Origin of the sequence: Nocardia sp. NBC_01499 (assembly GCF_045040275.1) — a bacterium.
Classification (GTDB): domain Bacteria; phylum Actinomycetota; class Actinomycetes; order Mycobacteriales; family Mycobacteriaceae; genus Nocardia.
Genome location: NZ_CP109426.1, coordinates 5501523 through 5521645, shown reverse-complemented (window position 1 = coordinate 5521645; position 20123 = coordinate 5501523). Strand labels below are relative to the sequence as shown.

Here is a 20123-nt window from a genome sequence, read left to right as displayed (position 1 = left end):
CCTTTCGATACGGATATGACTCCCCAGTCTTACCGCTCGTCGGCGGAACGCGCATGTGCAGCGCCGTTGGTTGCCGGACGGTCACCACTCTGTGTCGACGGTCGGTGGGCAAGGAGCTGTGTGACTGGCGGCACGGCGCCGCACCGGCTGAGCCCTATCGCCGGTTACCGTGCAGGAGTGGACTCCGTGCTCGATTTCCTGCTGACCGAACCGCTCGCCGCGACCCCGCTCGACGATGTCGCCGCGGCCTGGACGCGACATCGGGTGGCCGCGAACCGATTCGACAAGCCGGTCGATGTCGCCATCGCTGGCGGATTCGGCGCCGACCGGCTCGGCTTCGCGTTCCTGTCCGGATATCAGGAGGCGCTGCGCACGCTGATTCCCGATCTGCCCGCTGACGAACTGGTCGCATTGTGCGCGACCGAGGAGGGCGGCGGGCATCCGTCGGCGATCAGGACCACGCTGACCGAAGCCGCGGGCGGCTTCCGGCTCAACGGCACCAAAACCTTTGCCACGCTTGGCATGATGGCACACCGGCTGGTGGTGCTCGCCAGTGTCGGCGCGGACGAGTCCGGCCGGAATCGGTTGCGCGCCACCATGGTCGATGTCCGCGAGGCCGGGGTGCACGTGACGAATCTGCCCGCGACCGCGTTTGCCCCGGAGATCCCGCACGCCATGGTGACGCTGACTGATGTTGCGGCAGTGGTGCTACCGGGCGACGGCTACCTGGACTACCTCAAGCCGTTCCGCACGATCGAGGACATCCATGTGCTCGCGGCGGCACTCGGCTGGTTGGTCAGGGTGGCGCGGGCGGCGGACTGGCCGCAATCGGTGCTGCAGCGACTGTTGACCGTGGTGGCGGCGGTGCGTGGGCTCGACATCGATGCGCCGAGTTCACCAGGCGTGCATATCGCGCTCGGTGGCGCGTTCGAGTACTTTGCCCGGTTGCTCGCGGAGCTGGATTCCCTGTGGGCGTCGGTGGATTCGGTGACCGCGCAGCGATGGGAGCGGGATCGTCCGTTGCTCGCGATCGCCGGGCGGGTGCGCGATCAGCGGCTGGCTACGGCCTGGCGATCGGTGCTGCCCGGCGCCGATCAAGCGGTCTGACCTGGTCCGGAAATGGGGAGCGGGCCTCGGCGAAGGGGGGGAGTTAGCCGAGGCCCGCGTAAGGTCGGCCCGGGGGGGAGGGGCCGACCTGAATGATCCTACGCGATGATCCGCGATTGTGTGCGCGTGGGAAGCGCCACTTTTCGAAGATTTTTTGGGTGGGCTTACTTTCTCCTAGTTCGAGGCCGTTTTGGGTGGGTGAGTTGCCCCGTTTCGTCACTGTTCGGCGGTGGCCTGTTGTTTGCCAAAATCGCTGTTGCGCAGGTGGATACCTGGTTTTCGCGTGGTCGGGCCTGGATGCTGGCGACGACGTAAAACATGCCGACCGGTCGCTGTGTGGCGAGGATCGCTGTCGGATATGTGCGATTCGCGCCTAGCGGGCGTGCGGAGGCGCCGCGTGTCGCCTTCCTCGGCACGCCTCGGCTTCGAAACCTGTCGGACCTCGGTGCGAACATGTGTTCGTGTTCAGCGCGGGGGTGGCCGGTCGCGGGAACCGAGCGATCAAGGCGCTCGGCCCCTTTCGGGTCGGCGCGCGCCGGGTGCGAGTAGCGCACGCGGGCGAATCGGGTAGTCCGCTACGCACGACGCGGCCCGGTGCCGCGCGGGAGTATCGAACCGGTCGCACTTCGATCCGGCACCCCCGAGCACCGCCTGGATCGAGGTGCGACCTTTCGTCTGTCAACGGGCGGAAACTGGCGGCCAGGATTTGGGGGTGGGCAGCTACTCAAAAACTCTGTACATTGTAGAGAGAAAGCTTCGCCGCACAGAAGGAATCGAGCCATTGCGCATCAACGCCAGCACCCTGTCCCTGACCGTGGCCGACATCGCCGCCACGAAACGGTTCCTCATCGACCACTTCGGCTACCTCGAGGCGATCGCGGCCGACGGCTTCGTATCGCTGACGCACCCGGCGGCGTTGGGCATCGCGGTGCACGAGCTCGGCCTGGCGGTGCTACCCGAGGAGCAACGACACATCGCCTCGCAAGGCATCGCGATCGCGTTCACCGTCGATGACGCCGCGCGCGAGGAGGCGCGACTGCGGAACGCGGGTGTGCCCATCACGCTGCCGCTGGTCGAGCAACCGTGGGGCGAGAAGCTGTTCCAGGTGACCGACCCCAACGGCGTCATCGTGCAGGTTCTGGAATGGACGACGCCCGTTGCCGACGGGCCGTCCCTTTCGGATGATCTTGATACCGAACAAAACGGATGAACTTGTCGGTGGGTGGCGCAATACTGACTCGAGTATCGGAATTCGATTCCGATCCAGCGAATTCGGTCGGCGTCAGCTCACTGGCGTCGGGCAATACATCCTACGAAAACTCACGAACTCAGGAGAATCATGCCCGACGCAATAGTCGCCGAGGGTCTGGTCAAACGATACGGCGATCTGGTCGCCCTCGATGGACTCGACCTCTCGGTCCCCGAGGGGACCGTTACCGCGCTGCTCGGACCCAACGGCGCAGGTAAAACCACCACGGTCCGGGTGCTCAGCACGATGCTCGTGCCCGACGCCGGACGCGCGACCGTCGCGGGCATCGATGTGCTGCGCGATCCACGGACGCTGCGTTCCCGGATCGGCGCGTCGGGCCAGTACGCCGCGGTGGACGAATACCTGACCGGTTTCGAGAATTTGGAAATGGTCGGGCGGCTGTATCACATGGGCGTGCCGCGTAGTAAGCAACGAGCGCGCGAACTACTCGAGCGATTCCGGCTCAGCGACGCCGCCGACCGTCCGGTGAAAACGTATTCCGGCGGTATGCGCAGGCGCCTCGACCTGGCGGGTGCGTTGGTGGCAAAACCGCCCGTGCTTTTCCTCGACGAGCCGACCACCGGCCTGGATCCCCGGGCCAGGCTGGACCTGTGGGATGTCATCGAGGAGTTGGTGGCGGGCGGCACCACGCTGCTGCTCACCACCCAGCACATGGACGAGGCCGATCGGCTGGCCGACGCGATCGCGGTGATCGACCGAGGCAAGGTCATCGCCCGCGGCACCGCCGATGAGCTCAAGACCATGGTCGGCGGCGACCGGATCGAGCTCACGGTCGATCACGCCGACAACCTCGGCACCGCGATGCAGGCGTTGAAAGGCTTGGCGGATGGCGAGATTCACGTCGAGCCCGGGCTGCGCCGCATCATCGTCCCGGTGTCGGACGGCTCGCAGGCGCTGGTGGCGGCGATCGGCAAGCTCACCGAGCACGGCGTGACGATCCACGACGTCGGCCTGCGCAGGCCCTCACTCGATGACGTCTTCCTCACTCTCACCGGGCATGAGGCAGGGGAACTGATCAACGACAACGGCGCGGCGGACAAGCTCGAAGCAGCGGAAGGAACAACCCGATGACCACGATCGCTCCGGTATTCGACCGGCCCGGACTCGTCGATCGATTGTCGATGGTGGTCAGCGACAGCCTGACCATCGCGAAGCGCGGCATCATCAAGATCAGGCGCGTGCCCGATGTGCTGATCTTCTCGACGCTCTCGCCGATCATGTTCGTGCTGTTGTTCGCCTACATCTTCGGCGCCGGGATCGATGTACCCGGCGGGTACCGAGAGTTCTTGATCGCGGGCATCTTCGCACAAACCGTGGTGTTCGGTGCGTCGTTCACCGGTTCGGCGTTGGCCGAGGACATGCAGAAGGGCATCATCGACCGATTCCGTTCGCTGCCGATGGCGCCGTCCGCCGTGCTGATCGGCCGGACGCTCAGCGACGTGGTGATCAACGTGGTCAGCCTGACGGTGATGTCGCTGACCGGCCTCGTGGTCGGCTGGCGGATTCGCGGATCGCTCCTGGACGCGGTGCTGGCCTATGTCCTGCTGTTGCTGTTCGCCTACGCGGTGTCCTGGGTGATGGCCTACGTCGGCCTGCTGGTCCGCGCGCCGGAGGTCTTCAACAACGCCAGCTTCATCGTCGTCTTCCCGCTGACGTTCATCGGCAACACCTTCGTGCCGAGCGAGAAACTGCCGACGGTGCTGCGGGTCATCGCCGAATGGAATCCGGTCTCCGCACTCACCCAGGCAAGCCGCGATCTGTTCGGCAACACCAGCGCGCTGTCGCCCGCGCCCACCGCGTGGTCACTGCGCAATCCCGAAGTGACCACGCTGATCTGGGTAGTGGTGATCATGGTGGTGTTCGTTCCGCTCGCGGTCAGTCAGTACAAGAAAACCGTCAGCCGCTAGTCGTGGAACATCCTCAGTCGGAGACAGCGAGCGCCGATGATTGGCCGCCGTCAGCGCCCGTTCTCCGCGTTTACCCCCGCGACGGGGGCCGGGGCGGAACCGTTGCGGGAGTAGCCGATGCGCGGCGGCTCCGGGGCGGGTACCGGCGGCTGCGGCCGCTTACTGCGTATCAGCAAGGCCACGGCACCCGCCAGCGCGACGGCCGCCGCGACGATGAGCCGGTTACGAGTACGTGCGGATACATGTAGGGGCCCCAAGGTCATTGGCCCATGCTGGCACAACCGGGCCGTTGATGCAGTAGCGCCAGCTCAGGGCCTTGCTCGGCGGCGCGCATGCACGGCCCATCCGCTCGGCCGGAACTCGGTCGGGTGACGCATCGCTCGACGCCCGTGCGGCGACGACCGATTTCGTTCGACTACGGGTAACTCACCGCGCGCATCCGCTACTCGACTACCCGACACGGAAGGCACCGGCCGGTGCGCTGAAGTTCCGGGGCGGCGGGACCGTAGCATTGCGGCGTGACCTCACCGAATCAGACCGCTGTGGCGACGCTCCACACGAATCGCGGCGACATCAAGATCGCGCTCTTCGGTAACCACGCGCCCAAGACGGTCCGCAACTTCATCGGCCTCGCCGACGGTTCCGCGCCGTACACCACCGCGAACGCGAGCGGCGGCAGCACCGGCCCGTTCTACGACGGCGCGGTGTTCCACCGGGTGATGGCCGGGTTCATGATTCAGGGCGGGGATCCCACCGGCACCGGGCGCGGCGGGCCAGGCTATGAGTTCGGCGACGAGTTCCACCCAGAACTGCGCTTCGACCGCGGCTACCTGCTGGCGATGGCCAACGCGGGGCCAGCGACCAACGGCTCGCAGTTCTTCATCACCGTCGGCGCGCAGCCGCACCTCAACCGCAAGCACAGCATCTTCGGCGAGGTCGTCGATCCCGAGTCGCGCAAGGTCGTCGACGCCATCGCCACGACGGCGACCGATCGCAACGACCGTCCCCTGGAATCCGTCGAAATCACCAAGATCACGATCGAATGAGGCTATGACCGCCCAGCCGCCTGCGCCGACGTGCGTTCGCCATCCCAATCGTCCGACCGGCCTGGCGTGTACGCGCTGCGGACGGCCGGCCTGCCCTGAGTGCCTGCGTCCGGCGGCGGTCGGTCAGCACTGCGTCGACTGCCTGCGGCAGGAGCAGCGCGACGTGCCACCGGTGCGCACCGTCGCGGGTGCGCCGGCGGCACGGGCGTCGCTGCCGTACGCGACCTACGCGCTGATCGCGCTCAATGTCGCGGTCTTCGCGATCACCGCGGCGCAGGCCAAGAGCCTGGTGGACAACCGAACCTCGGCGCTGTTCCGGGACTGGGTGCTGTTTCCGCCGTTCGTCGCCGACGGCCAGTGGCTGCGGGTGATCGGTGCGGGCTTCCTGCACTACGGTCCGATCCATCTGCTGCTCAACATGTTCGCGCTGTATGTGATCGGCCGTGATACCGAGCTGGTGCTCGGGCGGCTGCGGTATCTCGCGGTCTATCTGGTGTCGCTGCTCGGTGGCTCCGCCGCCGTCATGGTGTTCTCGCAGAACAGCGCGACCGCCGGTGCCTCGGGCGCGGTGTACGGCCTGTTCGGCGCGATCACCGTCATCCTGATCCGGTTGCGGCAGGACCCGAAGCAGATGCTGATCCTGATCGCCATCAACGTCTTCATCAGCTTCTCGTTGCCGGGCATCTCGCTGTGGGGACACCTCGGTGGCTTGGCCGCCGGCACGCTCGCGACGCTCGGCATCCTGTTCCTGCCCGGCTGGCTGCACGCGAAATCGCAAGAGGTCGCTCGGCTCATCGGCTGGGTCGCCGTCGCGGTCGTCGGAGTGTCGGGGGTTGCCGTGATCGGCGCTACCGCTATGTCGCTGGCCTGATTCGATATTCGTGGCGCGGCTTCACGTGAAACACGTCGAAGCCGCGCCGATCGGAGTCTGTGCCGCGACCCATGGTGCCTGTGCATAACTCGCACGGCGCGGGGATTATCGGGTGGTCTTGCCCGACAATCGGAGGGTCTGTACCAGGGTGTCGTAGACGTCGTCGGGTCGTACGCCGAGATCCCAGCGACCGAAGATCAACAACCGTTCGCTGCCGTCGTGATCGACGTCGATCTCCAGCATCGGCATCTTGCGACCGAGGCGGCGATAGTCGACCACCCGGGCGCGGATGATCTGGTCGCGGCTGTATTCGTCGGCGCCGAGCAGGTTGCGCACCACCATGCGCGGGTCCGCGCCGGGGACAACGGTCAGCCGTGGTCGCTGCCGGAAACCCAGCCCGGCCAGCACCAATAGGCCGACCGCCGCCAATCCGATGAGCAGACGGCTGGCCGCCTCGTTCGACAGGATCGCGGCGACCGCCAGGACGATGCCGCCGCCGGTGACCGCGATCAGAGCCGGGGCAGGCGTGGTCCACGCGAGGCGCGGAGTCGCGTCGCGCGGTCGCGGATCGGGTGCCTGGGGATCGGGAGAATCAGGTGTCACGCGTCACTTTCCCCAATCGCTCCTCGAGTTGTCCACAGGTTCATCCACAGGTGTGCATGAATGACACGTCTGTAACCCAGATGTGGTGTCCGCGTTACCCGGAACAACCTAGATGTGGTGTCAACGCCACCGCATGGTCATGATCAGACCGACGACCATGAGACCGAATCCGATGAGGAAGTTCCAGGCGTTCAGGTCGCTCATCCAGGTGATGTGGTCGGCGGCGAGGTAGTAGACGAGCAGCCACGCCAGCCCGGCGAGCATGAAACCGAGCATGATGGTGACGTACCAGACGGGCGACGGTCCGACCTTCACCTTCACCGGCGTCCGGCTGGCAGGGTTGATCGTGTAGTCGGTCTTCTTCCGGACCTTCGACTTGGGCATGACGTCCTCGTATTTCGGCGTGCAGGTCGGTACCGGCGGGGCAGGCGCGGGTGCGTGGTGCGGAGCTCGCTCGCCACGGTGGACGAGGCTCGGGCGCCCTCCGGTGTGTCTCTAGGCTATCCCAACTGGTAATGGATGCGACGCGGCGCCGTGCGGGGACGTAATCTCGGATCATGCGTGTTCTGGTCGTCGACAATTACGACAGCTTCGTGTTCAACCTGGTCCAGTACCTCGGGCAGCTTGGTGTCGAGGCCGTGGTCTGGCGCAATGACGACCCGAACCTCGCCGATGTCGACACCGTGGTGACCGAATTCGACGGCGTCCTGATCAGCCCCGGGCCTGGCACCCCGGATCGGGCGGGTGCCAGCATCGACCTGGTGCACGCCTGTGCCCGGCATTCCGTTCCGCTGCTCGGCGTGTGCCTCGGTCATCAGGCCATCGGCGAGGCCTTCGGCGCGACCGTGACCCGCGCGCCCGAGCTGCTGCACGGCAAGACCAGCTCGGTCTTCCACATCGGCGCCGGGGTGCTTGCCGGCCTGCCCGACCCGTTCACCGCGACGCGATACCACTCGCTCACCGTCCTCGAGGACACCCTGCCCGAGGAGATCGAGGTGCTCGGCCGCACCGAGACCGGCATCGTGATGGCCATGCGGCACCGCACCCTGCCGATCCAGGGCGTGCAGTTCCACCCCGAATCGGTGCTGACCCAGGGCGGGCATCGGATGCTGGCCAACTGGCTCGGCGTCTGCGGCGAGCGCCCGGCCGAGAGTCTGGTCGAGATGCTCGAGGCGGAGGTCGCGGCGCTGGTGCTGCAGTGAGCGGACGCGGTGGGCCTCCTGTCCGCCCAGCGCGATGGAGGCGTGGCTACCGTGTACGCCCGGTAGGCGAGCCGTAGGCAACAAAGATGTTCGCGGCGAAGCGATGCTGAGCACCGCTGCGGCCAAGCCGTGTGTGAGTACAAGGAGTCAGCCATCAACGCATAGCTCCCGATGAAGGACGCGGCGGTGTAGAACCGTAGCGGGCGAGGCACAGCGGCAGGCTCTGTGGGACATAGTGAAGTCGAGCCTGTGGGTGAGCGCAGCGAGCGGGATGCAGCGAAGTGGGCGACAGGAGGTGTGGTGGTGACTCGTCCGTATGTGTTGTTGTCCGTCGCGGTCAGTATCGATGGCTATATCGATGACGCGAGCCCCGAGCGACTGCGGTTGTCAGGCGCGGCGGATTTCGATCGGGTCGATCAGGTGCGCGCGGACTCCGATGCGATCCTGATCGGTGCCGAGACGCTGCGCCGCGACAATCCTCGGCTGCTTGTCGACAGTGCCGATCGCCGGGCGGCGCGGATCGCGGCGGGCAAACCGGAGTTCCCGCTGAAGATCACCGTCACGGCCAGCGGTGACCTTGATCCGGAGCTGCGGTTCTGGCACCACGGCGGCGCCAAGCTCGTCTACACCACCGACGCAGGCGCGAAGCGGATCGCCGACAGCCTGTCCGGTCTCGCCGAAGTCGCCTCGCTCGGCACCGAACTCGACTTCGGCGCCCTGCTGGACGACCTCGGCCGCCGCGGCATCGCCCGGCTCATGGTCGAGGGTGGCACCCGTATCCACACCACATTCCTGGCCGCCGACCTCGCCGACGAACTGCACATGGCCGTCGCGCCGCTCTTGGTCGGCGATGCCGCGGCTCCCCGATTCCTCGACGCCGCAAGCTATCCCGACGCACCGCACCGCCGAATGCACCTTGCCGACGTCGCGCAGGTCGGTGACGTGGCGGTCCTGCGCTACCTTCCGAAGCCAAAGGGTAAGGCGGACAAGGACATTCGGTTCATGCGACGGGCCATCGAACTCGCGCGATTGTGCCCGCCGAGCGAGACGGCGTTCTCCGTCGGCGCGGTGATCGTCGTCGACGGGGTGGAGATCGCCACCGGATACTCGCGGGAGACCGACGCGAAGGTGCATGCCGAGGAGTCCGCGCTGAACAAGCTCGACGCGGACGATCCCCGGCTGGCGCTGGCGACGATCTACAGCACCCTGGAACCGTGCTCGCAGCGCGGCACCGCGACGCGGCTGCCGTGCACCGACCGGATCCTGCGGGCGGGAATTCCCAGGGTGGTCCTCGCCTGGCGCGAACCCGCGACCTTCGTGACCAACTGCGTCGGTGTGGAGAAGCTACGGCAGCACGGTGTCGAGGTGGTCGAGCTTGCCGAGTTGGCGACGGCGGCGATGTCGATGAACCGCCACCTCGATCTGTCCTGACTCGGCCTAAGGCCGACCGTAGATCGCCGTCACGAACTCGCCGAGCTGATTGTCGTCGAGGTGCCTGGCCAGGTCGGCCTCGCTGATCATGCCGATCAGGCGCTTGTTGTCGATCACCGGCATCCGCTTGATCCGATGACTCTCCATCTCGTCGAGCACGTCCTCGACGTCGGCGTCCGCGGCGACCCAGCGCGGCGTCGACGCACAGAGTTCGGCGGCGCGCGTGGTGGCCGGGGATCGGCCCTGCGCAATGCATTTCACGACGATGTCGCGGTCGGTGATGATCCCGCACATCCGGTCGTTGTCGTCGGCGATGACCAGTGACCCGACGCCGAGTTCCGCCATCACCCTGGCGGCCTTCCCGACGGTCTCGTCCTTGGAGATCCACTGCGCACCGGGTTTCATGATGTCCCTGGCGGTGGTCATAGGGCTTCCTCCTCGCTACTCAGCGCTGCTGATTCGGATGGAGCAAGCCCAATTCTGCCCTTGAACACACCGACCGGTCGGTGTGTCGGGTTACGAAGTTGTCCCGGGTCTCGCGAGCGAGACGCCGTCGGATCACGGCGGCCCGAGGACTCCGACACCGACCACTACCGTCCCGTTCTTCGGGATCGAACCGCTCGCGGACGGCTGCTGACTGAGAATCCGGCCAACGCTGCTCGTGTCGAACGTGCCCTGTGGCGATTGGCTGATCTGGCTCTGCGTCCCGGTCCAACCCTCCGCGTGCAGCTTGTCCACCGCCTGCGCGACCGTGAGCCCAACCAGCGACGGCATCTTGATCTGGTCGCTGGACACCTGAACGGTGACCGTCGAGCCCTTGTCCGCAGGCATGCCGCCCGCGGGACTGGTCGAGAGCACCTCGCCCTTGGGCCGGGCGGACGGCACCTCCTGGATCGTGATCTTGAATCCGGCGCTGTCCACCAGGTTCGGCCGGGCGACCTCGATGTCCTGGCCGACGACGTTCGGCACCCTGACCGATTCGGGGCCGCTGCCGAGGGTGATGACGATGGCCTGGTCGACGTCGACCCGCGAGCCCGCTGACGGGTCCTGACCGATCACCTTGTCGGTGTCCTGCGTGCTCGACGGCTTGCGCTGCACGTTCGGATCCAGCGTCAGGCTGCCCTTGCGCAACGCCGCTTCGGCGTCTTGCTGGCTCATGCCGTCGAGCTTGGGCACCTGCACCTGGGCCGGGCCGGTGGAGACCTGGATGGTGACGTTGCTGCCCTTGTCCGCCCGCGCCCCGCCGAGCGGCGCGGTGGAGATGACATTGCCGGTGGCCACCTTGCTGTCCGGCTTCTGCTGGATGGAGACGGCGAAGCCCGCCGAGGTCAGCGTGTCCGCCGCCTGTTGCGCGGGTCTGCCCGAAAGGTCGGGCACGGCAACCTGATCCGGCTTGCTGCCAGGACCGATGAACACCCAGAACACGGCGAGCAGCACGGCGACACCGGCGGCCGCGGCGATGGCGATGTAGAGGGAGCGGCGCGCGCCGCCCGGCTCGGTGGGCCCCTGCTCGGCGGTGTCGTCGTGGCGCTCGACGGTGCGGTAGCTGCGCGGCGCCGGCTCGTTGGCGCCGAAGACGGTGGTGCGGTCCTCGTCGGTCATCACCATCGGCGCGATGGGTTTCTGCCCGCCGAGCACCCGGATCAGGTCGGCGCGCATCTCGGCCGCGCTCTGATAGCGGTTGGCCGGGTTCTTGCTCATCGCCTTGAGGATCACCGAGTCGAGCTCGCGCGGCACCCCGGGATGAACGTGCGACGGCAGCCGCGGATCTTCCCTGACGTGCTGGTATGCCACCGCGACCGGCGAGTCACCGGTGAAAGGTGGCTCCCCGGTGAGGATTTCGAACAGCACACAGCCGACGGAGTACACATCGGACCTGGCGTCGACCGTCTCGCCGCGCGCCTGTTCGGGCGAAAGGTATTGCGCGGTACCGATTACCGCGGCCGTCTGGGTCATCGGGTTGGCGCTGTCGGCGATCGCTCTCGCGATGCCGAAGTCCATCACCTTCACCGCGCCGGCCCGGTTGATCATGATGTTGGCTGGCTTCATGTCGCGGTGCACGATTCCGGCCTTGTGGCTGAAATCCAGTGCGGCACAGACGTCAGCGACCACTTCCATGGCCCGGCGCGGCGGCAGCGGACCCTGGCCGCGCACGATGTCGCGCAGCGTGTCGCCGTCGACGTACTCCATCACGATGTAGGGCAGCGGCCCGTCGTCGACCTTGGCCTCGCCGGTGTCGTACACCGCGACGATGGCCGGGTGATTCAGCGCGGCGGCGTTCTGGGCCTCGCGCTTGAACCGCAGGTAGAAGGTGGGATCGCGGGCCAGGTCGGCGCGCAGCACCTTGATCGCCACGTCCCGGCTGAGCCGTAGATCGCGCGCCTTGTGCACCTCGGACATGCCGCCGAACCCGATGATCTCGCCCAGCTCATAGCGGGAGGAGAGATTCTTCGGGGTCGTCATTGTTGTCCTTGCGAAGAAGTATTGGGCGGGTTCGGAGTGGCCGCGGGGGTCCGGGCACCGGGATTGCGCGAATCGGGATCCCGCAGATCGGGATTCCGGCCGCCGGGGTTGTTGTTCCCCGGAAATGGTATGTCGATGGTGGGAATTCGGGGCAGGGTGGTGGCCGGAGTCGTCGTCGGCCTGTTCCTGGTTGTACTCGGCGTCGTGGTGGTCGGCGACGGTGTTGTCGTCGTCGGCTCCGGCGTGGTGGTTGGCGGTTCGGTGGTGGTGGTCGGCTGCTCGGTGGTGGTGACCACCGGCGGCGGAACAGGTTTGGGCGTCGTCGTGCTTGTCACCGGCGGCGGGGGCGGTTTGGGGGCGGTGGTGGACGAGGTAGCCGGTGGCACCTTCGAATCGGGGTTCGTGTCGCCGCCGAACATCAGGTAGAGGACGGCGGCGAGCAGCAGCACCGCACCGGCGCCGAGCGCGGCCATCCACTTCTGCGAGGTGGTGAACCGCTTGCCGTCACCCGGCGGCACCTGATTGCCGCCGGTGCCGGGATTGAGCATGGTCGCGGGCGCCCCGGCACCGTTGGCGTAGCCGGCGTTGCCGAGTGCCGCACCGGCGGGCGTGGAGTAGTGCACCGTCGCGCCGTCGAAATCCGATGGCGCGGAAGGAATCGCGACGGTCGGTCCTGGCGGTAGCACCCGGGTGGCACCGGTCATCGACATCGAAGGGTTGGCCCCGGTCGGGGTCGGTGGCCTGCGACCGGCGCGCACGGCGGCCACCGCGTCGGCGAACTCGCCGCCGCGCGAGTAGCGGCCGTTCGGATCCTTGCCCATGGTGATATCGATCAGCTCGCGCACGTTCGGGGGCACATCACCCGGCATCGGCGGCGGCGTTTCACGGACGTGCTTCATCGCGACGGTGATCGCGCCGTCGCCGCTGAACGGCCTCGTCCCGGCCAGCGCCTCGTAGCCGACAACGCCGAGTGAGTACACGTCGCTGGCGGCGGTGGCGTCCTCGCCGACCGCCTGCTCCGGCGCGATGTACTGCGCGGTGCCCATCACCATGCCGGTCTTGGTCACTGGCGAGGCGTCGACGGCCTTGGCGATGCCGAAGTCGGTGATTTTCACCTGACCGGTCGGCGTCACCAGGATGTTGCCCGGCTTCACATCGCGGTGCACCACCCCGGCCCGATGCGCGACGTCGAGCGCCCGGCCGGTCTGCTCGAGCATGTCGAGACCCTGGCCGACGGACAACCTGCCGAGCCGGTTCAGCACCGTGTTCAGCGGCTCACCCTGCACCAGTTCCATGACCAGGTAGGCGGTTTCGCTGCCCTGCGGGTCGGTGGTCTCGCCGTAGTCATAGATCCCCGCGATCCCAGGGTGGTTCAGCTGGGCGGTGGTCCTTGCCTCGGTGCGGAACCGTTGCCGGAACGTCGGGTCGGCGGAGAACTCCGACTTGAGCACCTTCACCGCCACCCGGCGGTCGAGCCGGGTGTCAAGCGCCTCCCAGACCTGGCCCATGCCGCCGGTCGCGATCAGGCGCTGCAGGCGGTACCGGTCGGCGATCATCGCACCGTTGTTCAGCATCCCCGTACCTTCACTCGCACATCCATATCGTTCAGCCCCCTCGCAGACCGGCGTCCAAGACCGCGCGCGCGATCGGCGCGGCCACCTTGCCGCCTGTCGCGCCCAGCGCCCGGTCCCCGCCGTTCTCCACGATCACCGCGATGGCGATCTTCGGATTCTGTGCGGGTGCGAAGGCGATGTACCAGGCGTGCGGTGGGGTATTGCGTGGATCGCTGCCATGTTCGGCGGTACCGGTCTTGGACGCGATCTGATAGCGGGAGGGCTGGCCGCCGGTGGTGTTGTTCTCCGACGCGATCATCAGATTCGTCAGCGACGACGCTACCTGGGCGTTGAACGCTTGGCCGAGCGAGACCGGCTTGGTCTTGGACAATTCGCTCAGGTCGGGTCCTTGCAGCTGGTCGATCAGGTGCGGCTCCATTCGGACACCGCCGTTGGCGACGGTCGCCGCGATCACCGCGTTGTCCAGCGGGGTCAGCGCGACGTCACGCTGTCCGATGCTGCTCTGGGCCAGGGCCGCGTTGTCCGGGATGGTGCCGACCGTGCTCTCCGCGACCGGAATCGGGATGCTGCGGTCCTCGCCGATGCCGAAGGCGGCGGCCTGGTCCTTGAGTTTCGCGGCACCCACCTTGACACCGAGTTCGGCGAACGCGGTGTTGCAGGAGAGCCGGAACGCGTCGGTGAGCGAGGCGGTCTGGCCCGCGCCGCAGGGGGTGCCGTTGTAGTTCTCCAGCGTGGTGCTGGTGCCGGGCAGGGTGATGTTCGGTGCCGCGGTGAACTGATCGTCCGGTGTCGCGATGTTGTTCGCCAGCGCGGCCGCAGTGACCACCACCTTGAACGTGGAACCGGGCGGATAGGTCTGCGAGACAGCCCGATTCAGCATCGGCTGGCGCTCGTCCGCGCTGAGCGCCTCCCAGGCCTGGGTGCCGCGGGCGCCGTCGTGGCTGGACAGCTGGTTCGGGTCGTAGCTCGGCGTGGACACCATGGTGAGAATCCGGCCGGTGCTCGGCTCGATCGCCACCACCGAGCCGGTGAAGCCCTTGCTGGTCAGCTGGTCGTAGGCGACCTGCTGCATGGCCGGATCGAGGGTGGTGATCACGTTGCCGCCGCGCGGATCTCGACCCGACACCATATCGACGAGGCGCTGCCCGAACAGGTGGCTGTCGGAGCCGTTGAGCACCGAATCCTCGGCCCGCTCCAATCCCGTTGTGCGGTACTGCATCGAGTAGAAGCCGGTGGCGGGCGCGTAGGCCTCGGGGGAGCTCGGGTAGGTGCGCAGGTACTTGTAGCGGTCTTCGGTGGCCACCGAGTTGGCGAGCACGGTGCCACCCGCGGAGATCTGCCCGCGCTGGCGGGAGTACTCGTCGAGCAGCACCCGGGAGTTGCGCGGATCGGAGCGGTAGTCGTCGGCCTTGATCACCTGGACGTAGGTGGCGTTGAGCAGCAGCGCGACGATCATCAACATCACCGCGATGGCGACCCGGCGTAGCGGAGTGTTCACGTCGCGGGCCCCGCTTCCGGTCGGCCCGCTTCGGGCTTGCGCAACAGTTCGGTGGTCGCGTCCGCGATCGGGGCCGCTGGCACATTCTTACGGACCGGCGCGGGCGCGCGGGCCGCGTCCGAGACCTTGATCAGCAATGCCAGCAGCGCGTAGTTGGCCAGCAGCGACGAACCACCGTAGGACATGAACGGCGTGGTGAGACCGGTCAGCGGAATCAGCTTGGTGACACCGCCGACCACCACGAACAGCTGGATCGCGACGGTGAACGCGAGCCCGGCCGCGAGCAGCTTGCCGAAGCTGTCACGCACGGCGAGCGCGGTGCGCAGGCCGCGCACGATGAGCACGAGGAACAGCACGAGCACCGCGGTGAGCCCGATCAGGCCGAGCTCCTCGCCGATGGTGGTGATGATGAAGTCGGTCTTGGCGAAGGGCACCTGATTGGGCCGTCCGCTGCCGAGGCCGGTACCGGCCAGACCGCCGGTGGCGAGCCCGAACAGCGACTGGGAGATCTGGTAGCCGGTGTTGTTGTAGTCGTCGAACGGATGCAGCCAGGTCAGGGTGCGCACCTTGACGTGGCTGAAAGTCTGGTAGGCGAAGAAGAATCCGATGGTGAGCAGCACGCCGCCGATGATCAGCCAGCCGACTCGTTCGGTGGCGATGTAGAGCATCACCAGCACCGTGCTGAAGATCAGCAGCGAAGTGCCGAGGTCCTTTTCGAAGACGAGCACGCCGACGCAGACAATCCAGACCACCACGATCGGGCCGAGGTCGCGACCGCGCGGGAACTCCATGCCGAGCAGGTGGCGCCCGGCTGCGGTGAACAGATCGCGCTTGGCCACCAGCACCGACGCGAAGAAGATGATCAGCAGGATCTTCGCGAATTCCGCAGGCTGGATGCTGAATCCGGTGATCTTGATCCAGTTCTTGGAGCCGTTGATCTCGGAGAATCGCGCGGGCAGCACCGCGGGCAGTGCCAGCGCGAGCAGCCCGATCAGGCCGAGGGTGTAGCCGTAGCGGGCCAGCGTCCGGTAGTCACGCAACACGATCAACAATCCGACGAACACCGCCATGCCGAGGCCGGTCCACAGGATCTGCTGGTTGGCGTCGGGGGAGGGCACCGCCAACGAGTTGTAGGCCGCCTCCTGCTGATCGGCCAGATCGAGCCGGTGGATCAGCACCAGCCCGAGTCCGTTGAGCAGCGCGACAATCGGCAGCAGCAGCGGATCGGCGAACGGCGCGAACCGGCGTACCGCGAGGTGCGCTACCGCGAACAACGCCAGAAAGGCCAGCCCATACTTGGCGATGTCCCAGGTGACCGCCTGCTCCTGACTGGCCTCGACCAGAAACAGCGAGACAGTGGTGATCACCGTCGCACCCGCAAGCAACAACAGTTCGATATTGCGTCGGGTGCTCGGCGGTGGCGCGGGAGCGAAGCCGCCGGGAGGACTGGGGAAAGCCCCAGCGGTCGGCGGTGCCGGCGCGGACATCAGTCCGTCACCCGGCAGTTCTCCCCCGCGATCTGGGGGTTCGGCGACGCGGACGACGACGGAACCGGGGCCTCCGACTTCGCCGGTGTCTTGATCTCGGTGCCCCGCGCGTCACCGGTGCCCGGCGCTGGGTCGGGGGTCGGGGGTACGGCGGTGCTCGGCGTTGGCGGTGCGGGCGGGGCGGCGGGTGGCGCTGGGTCCGCGGACGGCAGCACGCCGGGCTGCGGCACCGACGACTTCGCCGGGCACGGCGGCAGCAGCTCGCCGTGCGAGATGGACCGCATCTGTTCCTTGGCCCGATCCAGCGAACCGGGCGGCAACCCCTTGCCGACCTGCTCGCGGCCGGTCTGCTTGAGATCGGTCACCTTCAGCTGCTTGCACGCCGACGGCATATCGGCGCCGGGATCGACCAGGGAAAGTTCCCCGGTCTTAGTGACGCAGCCGACGAGATTCACATCATGGATCGAGTAGCCGAGCACCGAACCTGGTAGGCCGCGCAGGATCACCACCGAGCCGTTGTCGGCGCCGACGTAGTAGTTGCTGCGGATCATCTTGTAGCCGACCAGCAGTCCGACACCGACGGCGATCACCAGCGCGAACGCCAGCACGATCCAGCGCAGCTTGCGCGCCTTGCCCTTCGGCTCCGGCTCGGGAGTCGTGGCGGCGCGGCGTGGCGCGGCGCGCGGCGGGCGCATGGCTGCCGCGCGTCCGGCCGCGGTATTCGGCGGCGGCGTGTCTTCGTCGACCCCGGACGCGGCACCGGCCACGATCGGGTGGCTCTGGCCGTAATCGAGGTCGATGACGTCGGCGACGACGACGGTGACGTTGTCCGGGCCGCCGCTGCGCAACGCGAGTTCGATGAGCCGGTCGGCGCATTCGTCGGTGCTGCCCTCGCGCATGGTGTTCGCGATGGTCTCATCGCTGACCACATCGGACAGGCCGTCCGAGCACAGCAGATAGCGGTCACCGGCGCGCGCCTCGCGCATGATCAGCGTCGGCTCGATCTCGTTGCCGGTGAGCGCGCGCATGATCAGCGAACGTTGCGGGTGCGTGTGCGCCTGCTCCGCCGTGATCCGGCCCTCGTCGACCAGTGACTGGACGAAGGTGTCGTCCCTGGTGATCTGGGCTAGTTCACCGCCGCGCAGCATGTAGGCGCGGGAATCGCCGATATGCACCAGGCCGAGCTTCTTGCCCGCGAACAGGACCGCGGTGAGCGTGGTGCCCATCCCGTCGAGTTCGGGCTCCTCCTCGACCTGATCGGCGATGGCGGCATTGCCCTCCCTGGTCGCCGAATCGAGCTTGCCGAGCAGATCGTCGCCAGGCTCGTCGTCGTCGAGATGGGCGAGGGCGGCGATCATCAACTGCGACGCCACCTCGCCAGCGGCATGGCCACCCATGCCGTCGGCGAGCGCTAGTAATCGCGCGCCCGCGTAGACGGAGTCTTCGTTGTTGCCTCGTACGAGACCGCGGTCGCTACGCGCTGCGTAGCGGAGAACGAGTGTCACGATCGCAGCTCGATCACTGTTTTGCCGACACGGACAGGAGTGCCGAGCGGAACCCGCACGGCAGTGGTGACTTTCGCGCGATCGAGGTAGGTGCCGTTCGTCGAGCCGAGGTCTTCGACGTACCAATCATCGCCACGCGGGGACAGTCGCGCATGTCTGGTCGAGGCGTAATCATCGGTGAGCACCAGCGTGGAGTCGTCCGCACGCCCGATCAGCACCGGTTGGGTGCCTAGCGAGATGCGGGTGCCGGCGAGTGAACCTTGAGTCACCACAAGAAATTTGGCGCCCTTCTGGCCCCGGCTGAAGGAGGGCAGCACCGCGGAACCGCGTGCGGCCCTGGGCTGTATCCGTATGCCGGATGCCGCGTAGATGTCGCTGCGCAAGGTGCGCAGCACCGCCCACACGAACAACCACAACAGCAGTAGGAACCCCGCACGGGTCAATTGCAGGATCAGTCCCTGCACGGCGTTCCACCTCCTGTTCGACCGTGTATGTCGGTGCCGTAGGTGCGGTTCGACCACCCCCACCAGCATGCTGGTCTTGCCGACCCCGGTTCCGAAGCCGTGCGTGTGTTGGCAGCATCATAGGGCCGTAGGTCGAATTCGATCACGATACGACCGACGAATCCTTGATGGCCAAGTCGTGACCTGCATCGCGAGCTTACGGGATCAGACGATACGGATCAGGATCTCGGAGTGCCCGGCGCGGATGACATCCCCGTCGGCGAGCTGCCAGTCTTGCACGGGTGAACCGTTGACCAGCGTGCCGTTGGTGGAACCCAGATCGGAAAGCATCGCGGTCTGCCCGTCCCAGCGGACCTCGATATGCCTGCGCGACACCCCGGTATCGGGCAGCCGGAAATGCGCGTCCTGGCCGCGACCGATGATGTTGCTGCCCTCACGCAACTGGTACGTGCGGCCGCTGCCGTCATCGAGCTGAAGAGTCGCCGAGTAGCCCGATCCGGCCTGCGGGGCAGCGGGATACGCGGGCGCGGCGCCATAGCCGGGCTGCGCGCCGTAGCCGGGCTGCTGCGAGTAGGCCTGGCCGTAACCGCCCTGGTCGTCCTGGCCATAGGCGCCTGGCTCGGCGTAGGTCTGCTCGCCGTAACCGGGCTCCTGGTAGCCCTGCTGGCCGTACCCCGGCTGGGCGTAGCCCTGGCCTTGCTGGCCGTAGGCCGGATCCGCGTACGCCTGATCGCCATAGCCTTGCTGGCCGTAGCCCTGCTGCTGGCCGTAGCCCGGTTCCTGGTAGCCGGGCTGGCCATAGGCGGCCGGTTCCTGATAGCCGGGCTGACCGTACGCCGCGGGCTCCTGATAGCCCGGCTGACCGTAGCCACGATCGGCATAGCCCTGCTGCTGACCGTAGCCCGGCTCCTGATACCCCGGCTGACCGTAGGCCTGGCCACCCTGCTGGTAGTCGTAGCCGTTCTGGTAGTCGCTGTAACCCTGCTGACCCTCCGGCGCCTGATAGTCGGCACCGTAGGGCGCCGCGCCACGACCGTAGTCCTCGCGGTACGCGCCGTTCTGCGCTCCGCCGCGACCGGCAGGCGGAGGGGCGTACCCGCGGTTGCGTGGATCGGACTCCGCGGGCTCACGGCTCGGGTCGTAGCCTGAGTTCTGCGTCATGGGGCCAGCTCCTGGTTGCGGGTTTGCAGGTCGTTGTGGCGTTGGCTCAGGGCTGTGAGCTGGTGTCGCTCCACGATCGACGTCCGGGTCCACCCGGCCGCTTGCTCTGAACTGTCCGGTGTGCAGCGTAGGTGATGCCTCGAATGCCACGTGTACTTCGCCGTAGGTCTGCCAGCCTTGCTCGCGGATGTAATCCTGCAGGTGTTTGGCGAACGCGCGGGTGGTGAGGTCATGATCGGCGTCCAACTGCTGGTGATCGGAAGAATTGATAGTGATCACATAACTGTTGGGAGCCAACAGGTGTCCGCCATCGAGCTCTTGGACATGATCGGCGGCCTCACGTTGCAGCGCCGCCTCCACCTCCTGGGGCACGACGCTGCCGCCGAACACCCTGGCGAACACGTCACCGACGGCGCCCTGAAGACGACGCTCGAACCGTGAAACGATGCCCATCTCGGCCTCCCTTCGGTGAGCGTCTCTTCTGCTGATTCGTAACAACGACACACGTGTATGGCGTGTCGCGTATCGAGCACG

19 protein-coding genes are annotated in these 20123 nt (G+C 67.0%); 8 read left to right on the top strand and 11 right to left on the bottom strand.

Annotated elements, in window-relative coordinates:
* The first annotated feature begins 177 nt into the window (after positions 1-177).
* The 4 genes from OG203_RS25155 to OG203_RS25140 all read left to right on the top strand — a co-directional run bounded on the left by OG203_RS25155 (position 178) and on the right by OG203_RS25140 (position 4284).
* The gene (locus OG203_RS25155) at positions 178-1107 is read left to right on the top strand and encodes an acyl-CoA dehydrogenase family protein (RefSeq protein WP_405159735.1); all 930 of its coding nucleotides are present in this window, start codon (positions 178-180) and stop codon (positions 1105-1107) included.
* 781 nt (positions 1108-1888) lie between these two features.
* Entirely contained in the window at positions 1889-2317 is a 429-nt protein-coding gene (locus OG203_RS25150; protein WP_405159734.1) for a VOC family protein, read from the top strand.
* 129 nt (positions 2318-2446) lie between these two features.
* Positions 2447-3448, top strand: coding sequence for an ATP-binding cassette domain-containing protein (locus OG203_RS25145; protein WP_405159733.1), 1002 nt, complete (start codon positions 2447-2449; stop codon positions 3446-3448).
* The gene (locus tag OG203_RS25140; RefSeq protein WP_405159732.1) at positions 3445-4284 is read left to right on the top strand and encodes an ABC transporter permease; all 840 of its coding nucleotides are present in this window, start codon (positions 3445-3447) and stop codon (positions 4282-4284) included. The genes OG203_RS25145 and OG203_RS25140 overlap by 4 nt, the downstream gene beginning before the upstream one ends.
* 50 nt (positions 4285-4334) lie before the next feature.
* Here OG203_RS25140 and OG203_RS25135 read toward each other — a convergent pair whose 3' ends face one another.
* The gene (locus OG203_RS25135) at positions 4335-4547 is read right to left on the bottom strand and encodes a hypothetical protein (RefSeq protein WP_405159731.1); all 213 of its coding nucleotides are present in this window, start codon (positions 4545-4547) and stop codon (positions 4335-4337) included.
* A gap of 255 nt (positions 4548-4802) precedes the next feature.
* Between OG203_RS25135 and OG203_RS25130 the strand changes: the two genes are divergently transcribed.
* Complete coding sequence (locus OG203_RS25130; protein ID WP_405159730.1) at positions 4803-5330, top strand: peptidylprolyl isomerase; 528 nt, start codon at positions 4803-4805, stop codon at positions 5328-5330.
* Between the two features lie 4 nt (positions 5331-5334).
* Positions 5335-6201 carry a rhomboid family intramembrane serine protease gene (locus OG203_RS25125; protein WP_405159729.1) on the top strand — a complete coding sequence of 289 codons (867 nt, stop codon included), beginning with the start codon at positions 5335-5337 and terminating at the stop codon, positions 6199-6201.
* 105 nt (positions 6202-6306) lie between these two features.
* Here the strand turns inward: OG203_RS25125 and OG203_RS25120 are convergent, their stop codons facing one another.
* Together OG203_RS25120 and crgA are read right to left on the bottom strand one after the other, a co-directional pair.
* Entirely contained in the window at positions 6307-6804 is a 498-nt protein-coding gene (locus OG203_RS25120) for a PH domain-containing protein (RefSeq protein ID WP_405159728.1), read from the bottom strand.
* A gap of 120 nt (positions 6805-6924) precedes the next feature.
* Positions 6925-7188, bottom strand: coding sequence for a cell division protein CrgA (gene crgA, locus OG203_RS25115; RefSeq protein WP_405159727.1), 264 nt, complete (start codon positions 7186-7188; stop codon positions 6925-6927).
* 173 nt (positions 7189-7361) lie between these two features.
* Here crgA and OG203_RS25110 point away from each other — a divergent pair, with 173 nt between their 5' ends.
* Positions 7362-8006: an aminodeoxychorismate/anthranilate synthase component II gene (locus OG203_RS25110; protein ID WP_405159726.1), complete on the top strand. Its 645-nt coding sequence runs from the start codon at positions 7362-7364 to the stop codon at positions 8004-8006.
* A 300-nt stretch (positions 8007-8306) separates the two neighbouring features.
* Entirely contained in the window at positions 8307-9437 is a 1131-nt protein-coding gene (locus OG203_RS25105) for a dihydrofolate reductase family protein (protein WP_405159725.1), read from the top strand.
* 6 nt (positions 9438-9443) lie between these two features.
* On the opposite strand, the gene OG203_RS25100 is transcribed toward OG203_RS25105, so the two are convergent.
* The 8 genes from OG203_RS25100 to OG203_RS25065 form a co-directional block, all read right to left on the bottom strand.
* Positions 9444-9863 carry a CBS domain-containing protein gene (locus OG203_RS25100; protein ID WP_405159724.1) on the bottom strand — a complete coding sequence of 140 codons (420 nt, stop codon included), beginning with the start codon at positions 9861-9863 and terminating at the stop codon, positions 9444-9446.
* Positions 9864-9995: 132 nt separating this feature from the next.
* The gene (pknB, locus tag OG203_RS25095) at positions 9996-11900 is read right to left on the bottom strand and encodes a Stk1 family PASTA domain-containing Ser/Thr kinase (RefSeq protein WP_405159723.1); all 1905 of its coding nucleotides are present in this window, start codon (positions 11898-11900) and stop codon (positions 9996-9998) included.
* Positions 11897-13474: a serine/threonine-protein kinase gene (locus tag OG203_RS25090; RefSeq protein ID WP_405159722.1), complete on the bottom strand. Its 1578-nt coding sequence runs from the start codon at positions 13472-13474 to the stop codon at positions 11897-11899. Before OG203_RS25090 ends, pknB begins: the two co-directional genes overlap by 4 nt.
* A gap of 31 nt (positions 13475-13505) precedes the next feature.
* The gene (locus OG203_RS25085; RefSeq protein ID WP_405159721.1) at positions 13506-14972 is read right to left on the bottom strand and encodes a peptidoglycan D,D-transpeptidase FtsI family protein; all 1467 of its coding nucleotides are present in this window, start codon (positions 14970-14972) and stop codon (positions 13506-13508) included.
* Complete coding sequence (locus OG203_RS25080; protein WP_405159720.1) at positions 14969-16459, bottom strand: FtsW/RodA/SpoVE family cell cycle protein; 1491 nt, start codon at positions 16457-16459, stop codon at positions 14969-14971. Before OG203_RS25080 ends, OG203_RS25085 begins: the two co-directional genes overlap by 4 nt.
* Positions 16459-17964 carry a PP2C family protein-serine/threonine phosphatase gene (locus OG203_RS25075; protein WP_405159719.1) on the bottom strand — a complete coding sequence of 502 codons (1506 nt, stop codon included), beginning with the start codon at positions 17962-17964 and terminating at the stop codon, positions 16459-16461. Before OG203_RS25075 ends, OG203_RS25080 begins: the two co-directional genes overlap by 1 nt.
* Positions 17961-18428, bottom strand: a complete 468-nt coding sequence (locus OG203_RS25070; protein ID WP_014980860.1) for an FHA domain-containing protein — start codon at positions 18426-18428, stop codon at positions 17961-17963. Before OG203_RS25070 ends, OG203_RS25075 begins: the two co-directional genes overlap by 4 nt.
* A 204-nt stretch (positions 18429-18632) precedes the next feature.
* Positions 18633-20042 (bottom strand): FhaA domain-containing protein, encoded by a 1410-nt coding sequence (locus OG203_RS25065; protein ID WP_405159718.1) that lies wholly within the window; start codon positions 20040-20042, stop codon positions 18633-18635.
* Positions 20043-20123 lie beyond the last annotated feature (81 nt).

Bases quoted from the DNA above. Each gene is read 5' to 3' on its own strand.
- OG203_RS25145 (WP_405159733.1), top strand. From the start codon at position 2,447: ATGCCCGACGCAATAGTCGCCGAGGGTCTGGTCAAACGATACGGCGAT.
- OG203_RS25140 (WP_405159732.1), top strand. From the start codon at position 3,445: ATGACCACGATCGCTCCGGTATTCGACCGGCCCGGACTCGTCGATCGA.
- OG203_RS25135 (WP_405159731.1), bottom strand. From the start codon at position 4,547: ATGACCTTGGGGCCCCTACATGTATCCGCACGTACTCGTAACCGGCTC.
- OG203_RS25125 (WP_405159729.1), top strand. From the start codon at position 5,335: ATGACCGCCCAGCCGCCTGCGCCGACGTGCGTTCGCCATCCCAATCGT.
- crgA (WP_405159727.1), bottom strand. From the start codon at position 7,188: ATGCCCAAGTCGAAGGTCCGGAAGAAGACCGACTACACGATCAACCCT.
- OG203_RS25110 (WP_405159726.1), top strand. From the start codon at position 7,362: ATGCGTGTTCTGGTCGTCGACAATTACGACAGCTTCGTGTTCAACCTG.
- OG203_RS25100 (WP_405159724.1), bottom strand. From the start codon at position 9,863: ATGACCACCGCCAGGGACATCATGAAACCCGGTGCGCAGTGGATCTCC.
- pknB (WP_405159723.1), bottom strand. From the start codon at position 11,900: ATGACGACCCCGAAGAATCTCTCCTCCCGCTATGAGCTGGGCGAGATC.
- OG203_RS25090 (WP_405159722.1), bottom strand. From the start codon at position 13,474: ATGCTGAACAACGGTGCGATGATCGCCGACCGGTACCGCCTGCAGCGC.
- OG203_RS25080 (WP_405159720.1), bottom strand. From the start codon at position 16,459: ATGTCCGCGCCGGCACCGCCGACCGCTGGGGCTTTCCCCAGTCCTCCC.
- OG203_RS25065 (WP_405159718.1), bottom strand. From the start codon at position 20,042: ATGGGCATCGTTTCACGGTTCGAGCGTCGTCTTCAGGGCGCCGTCGGT.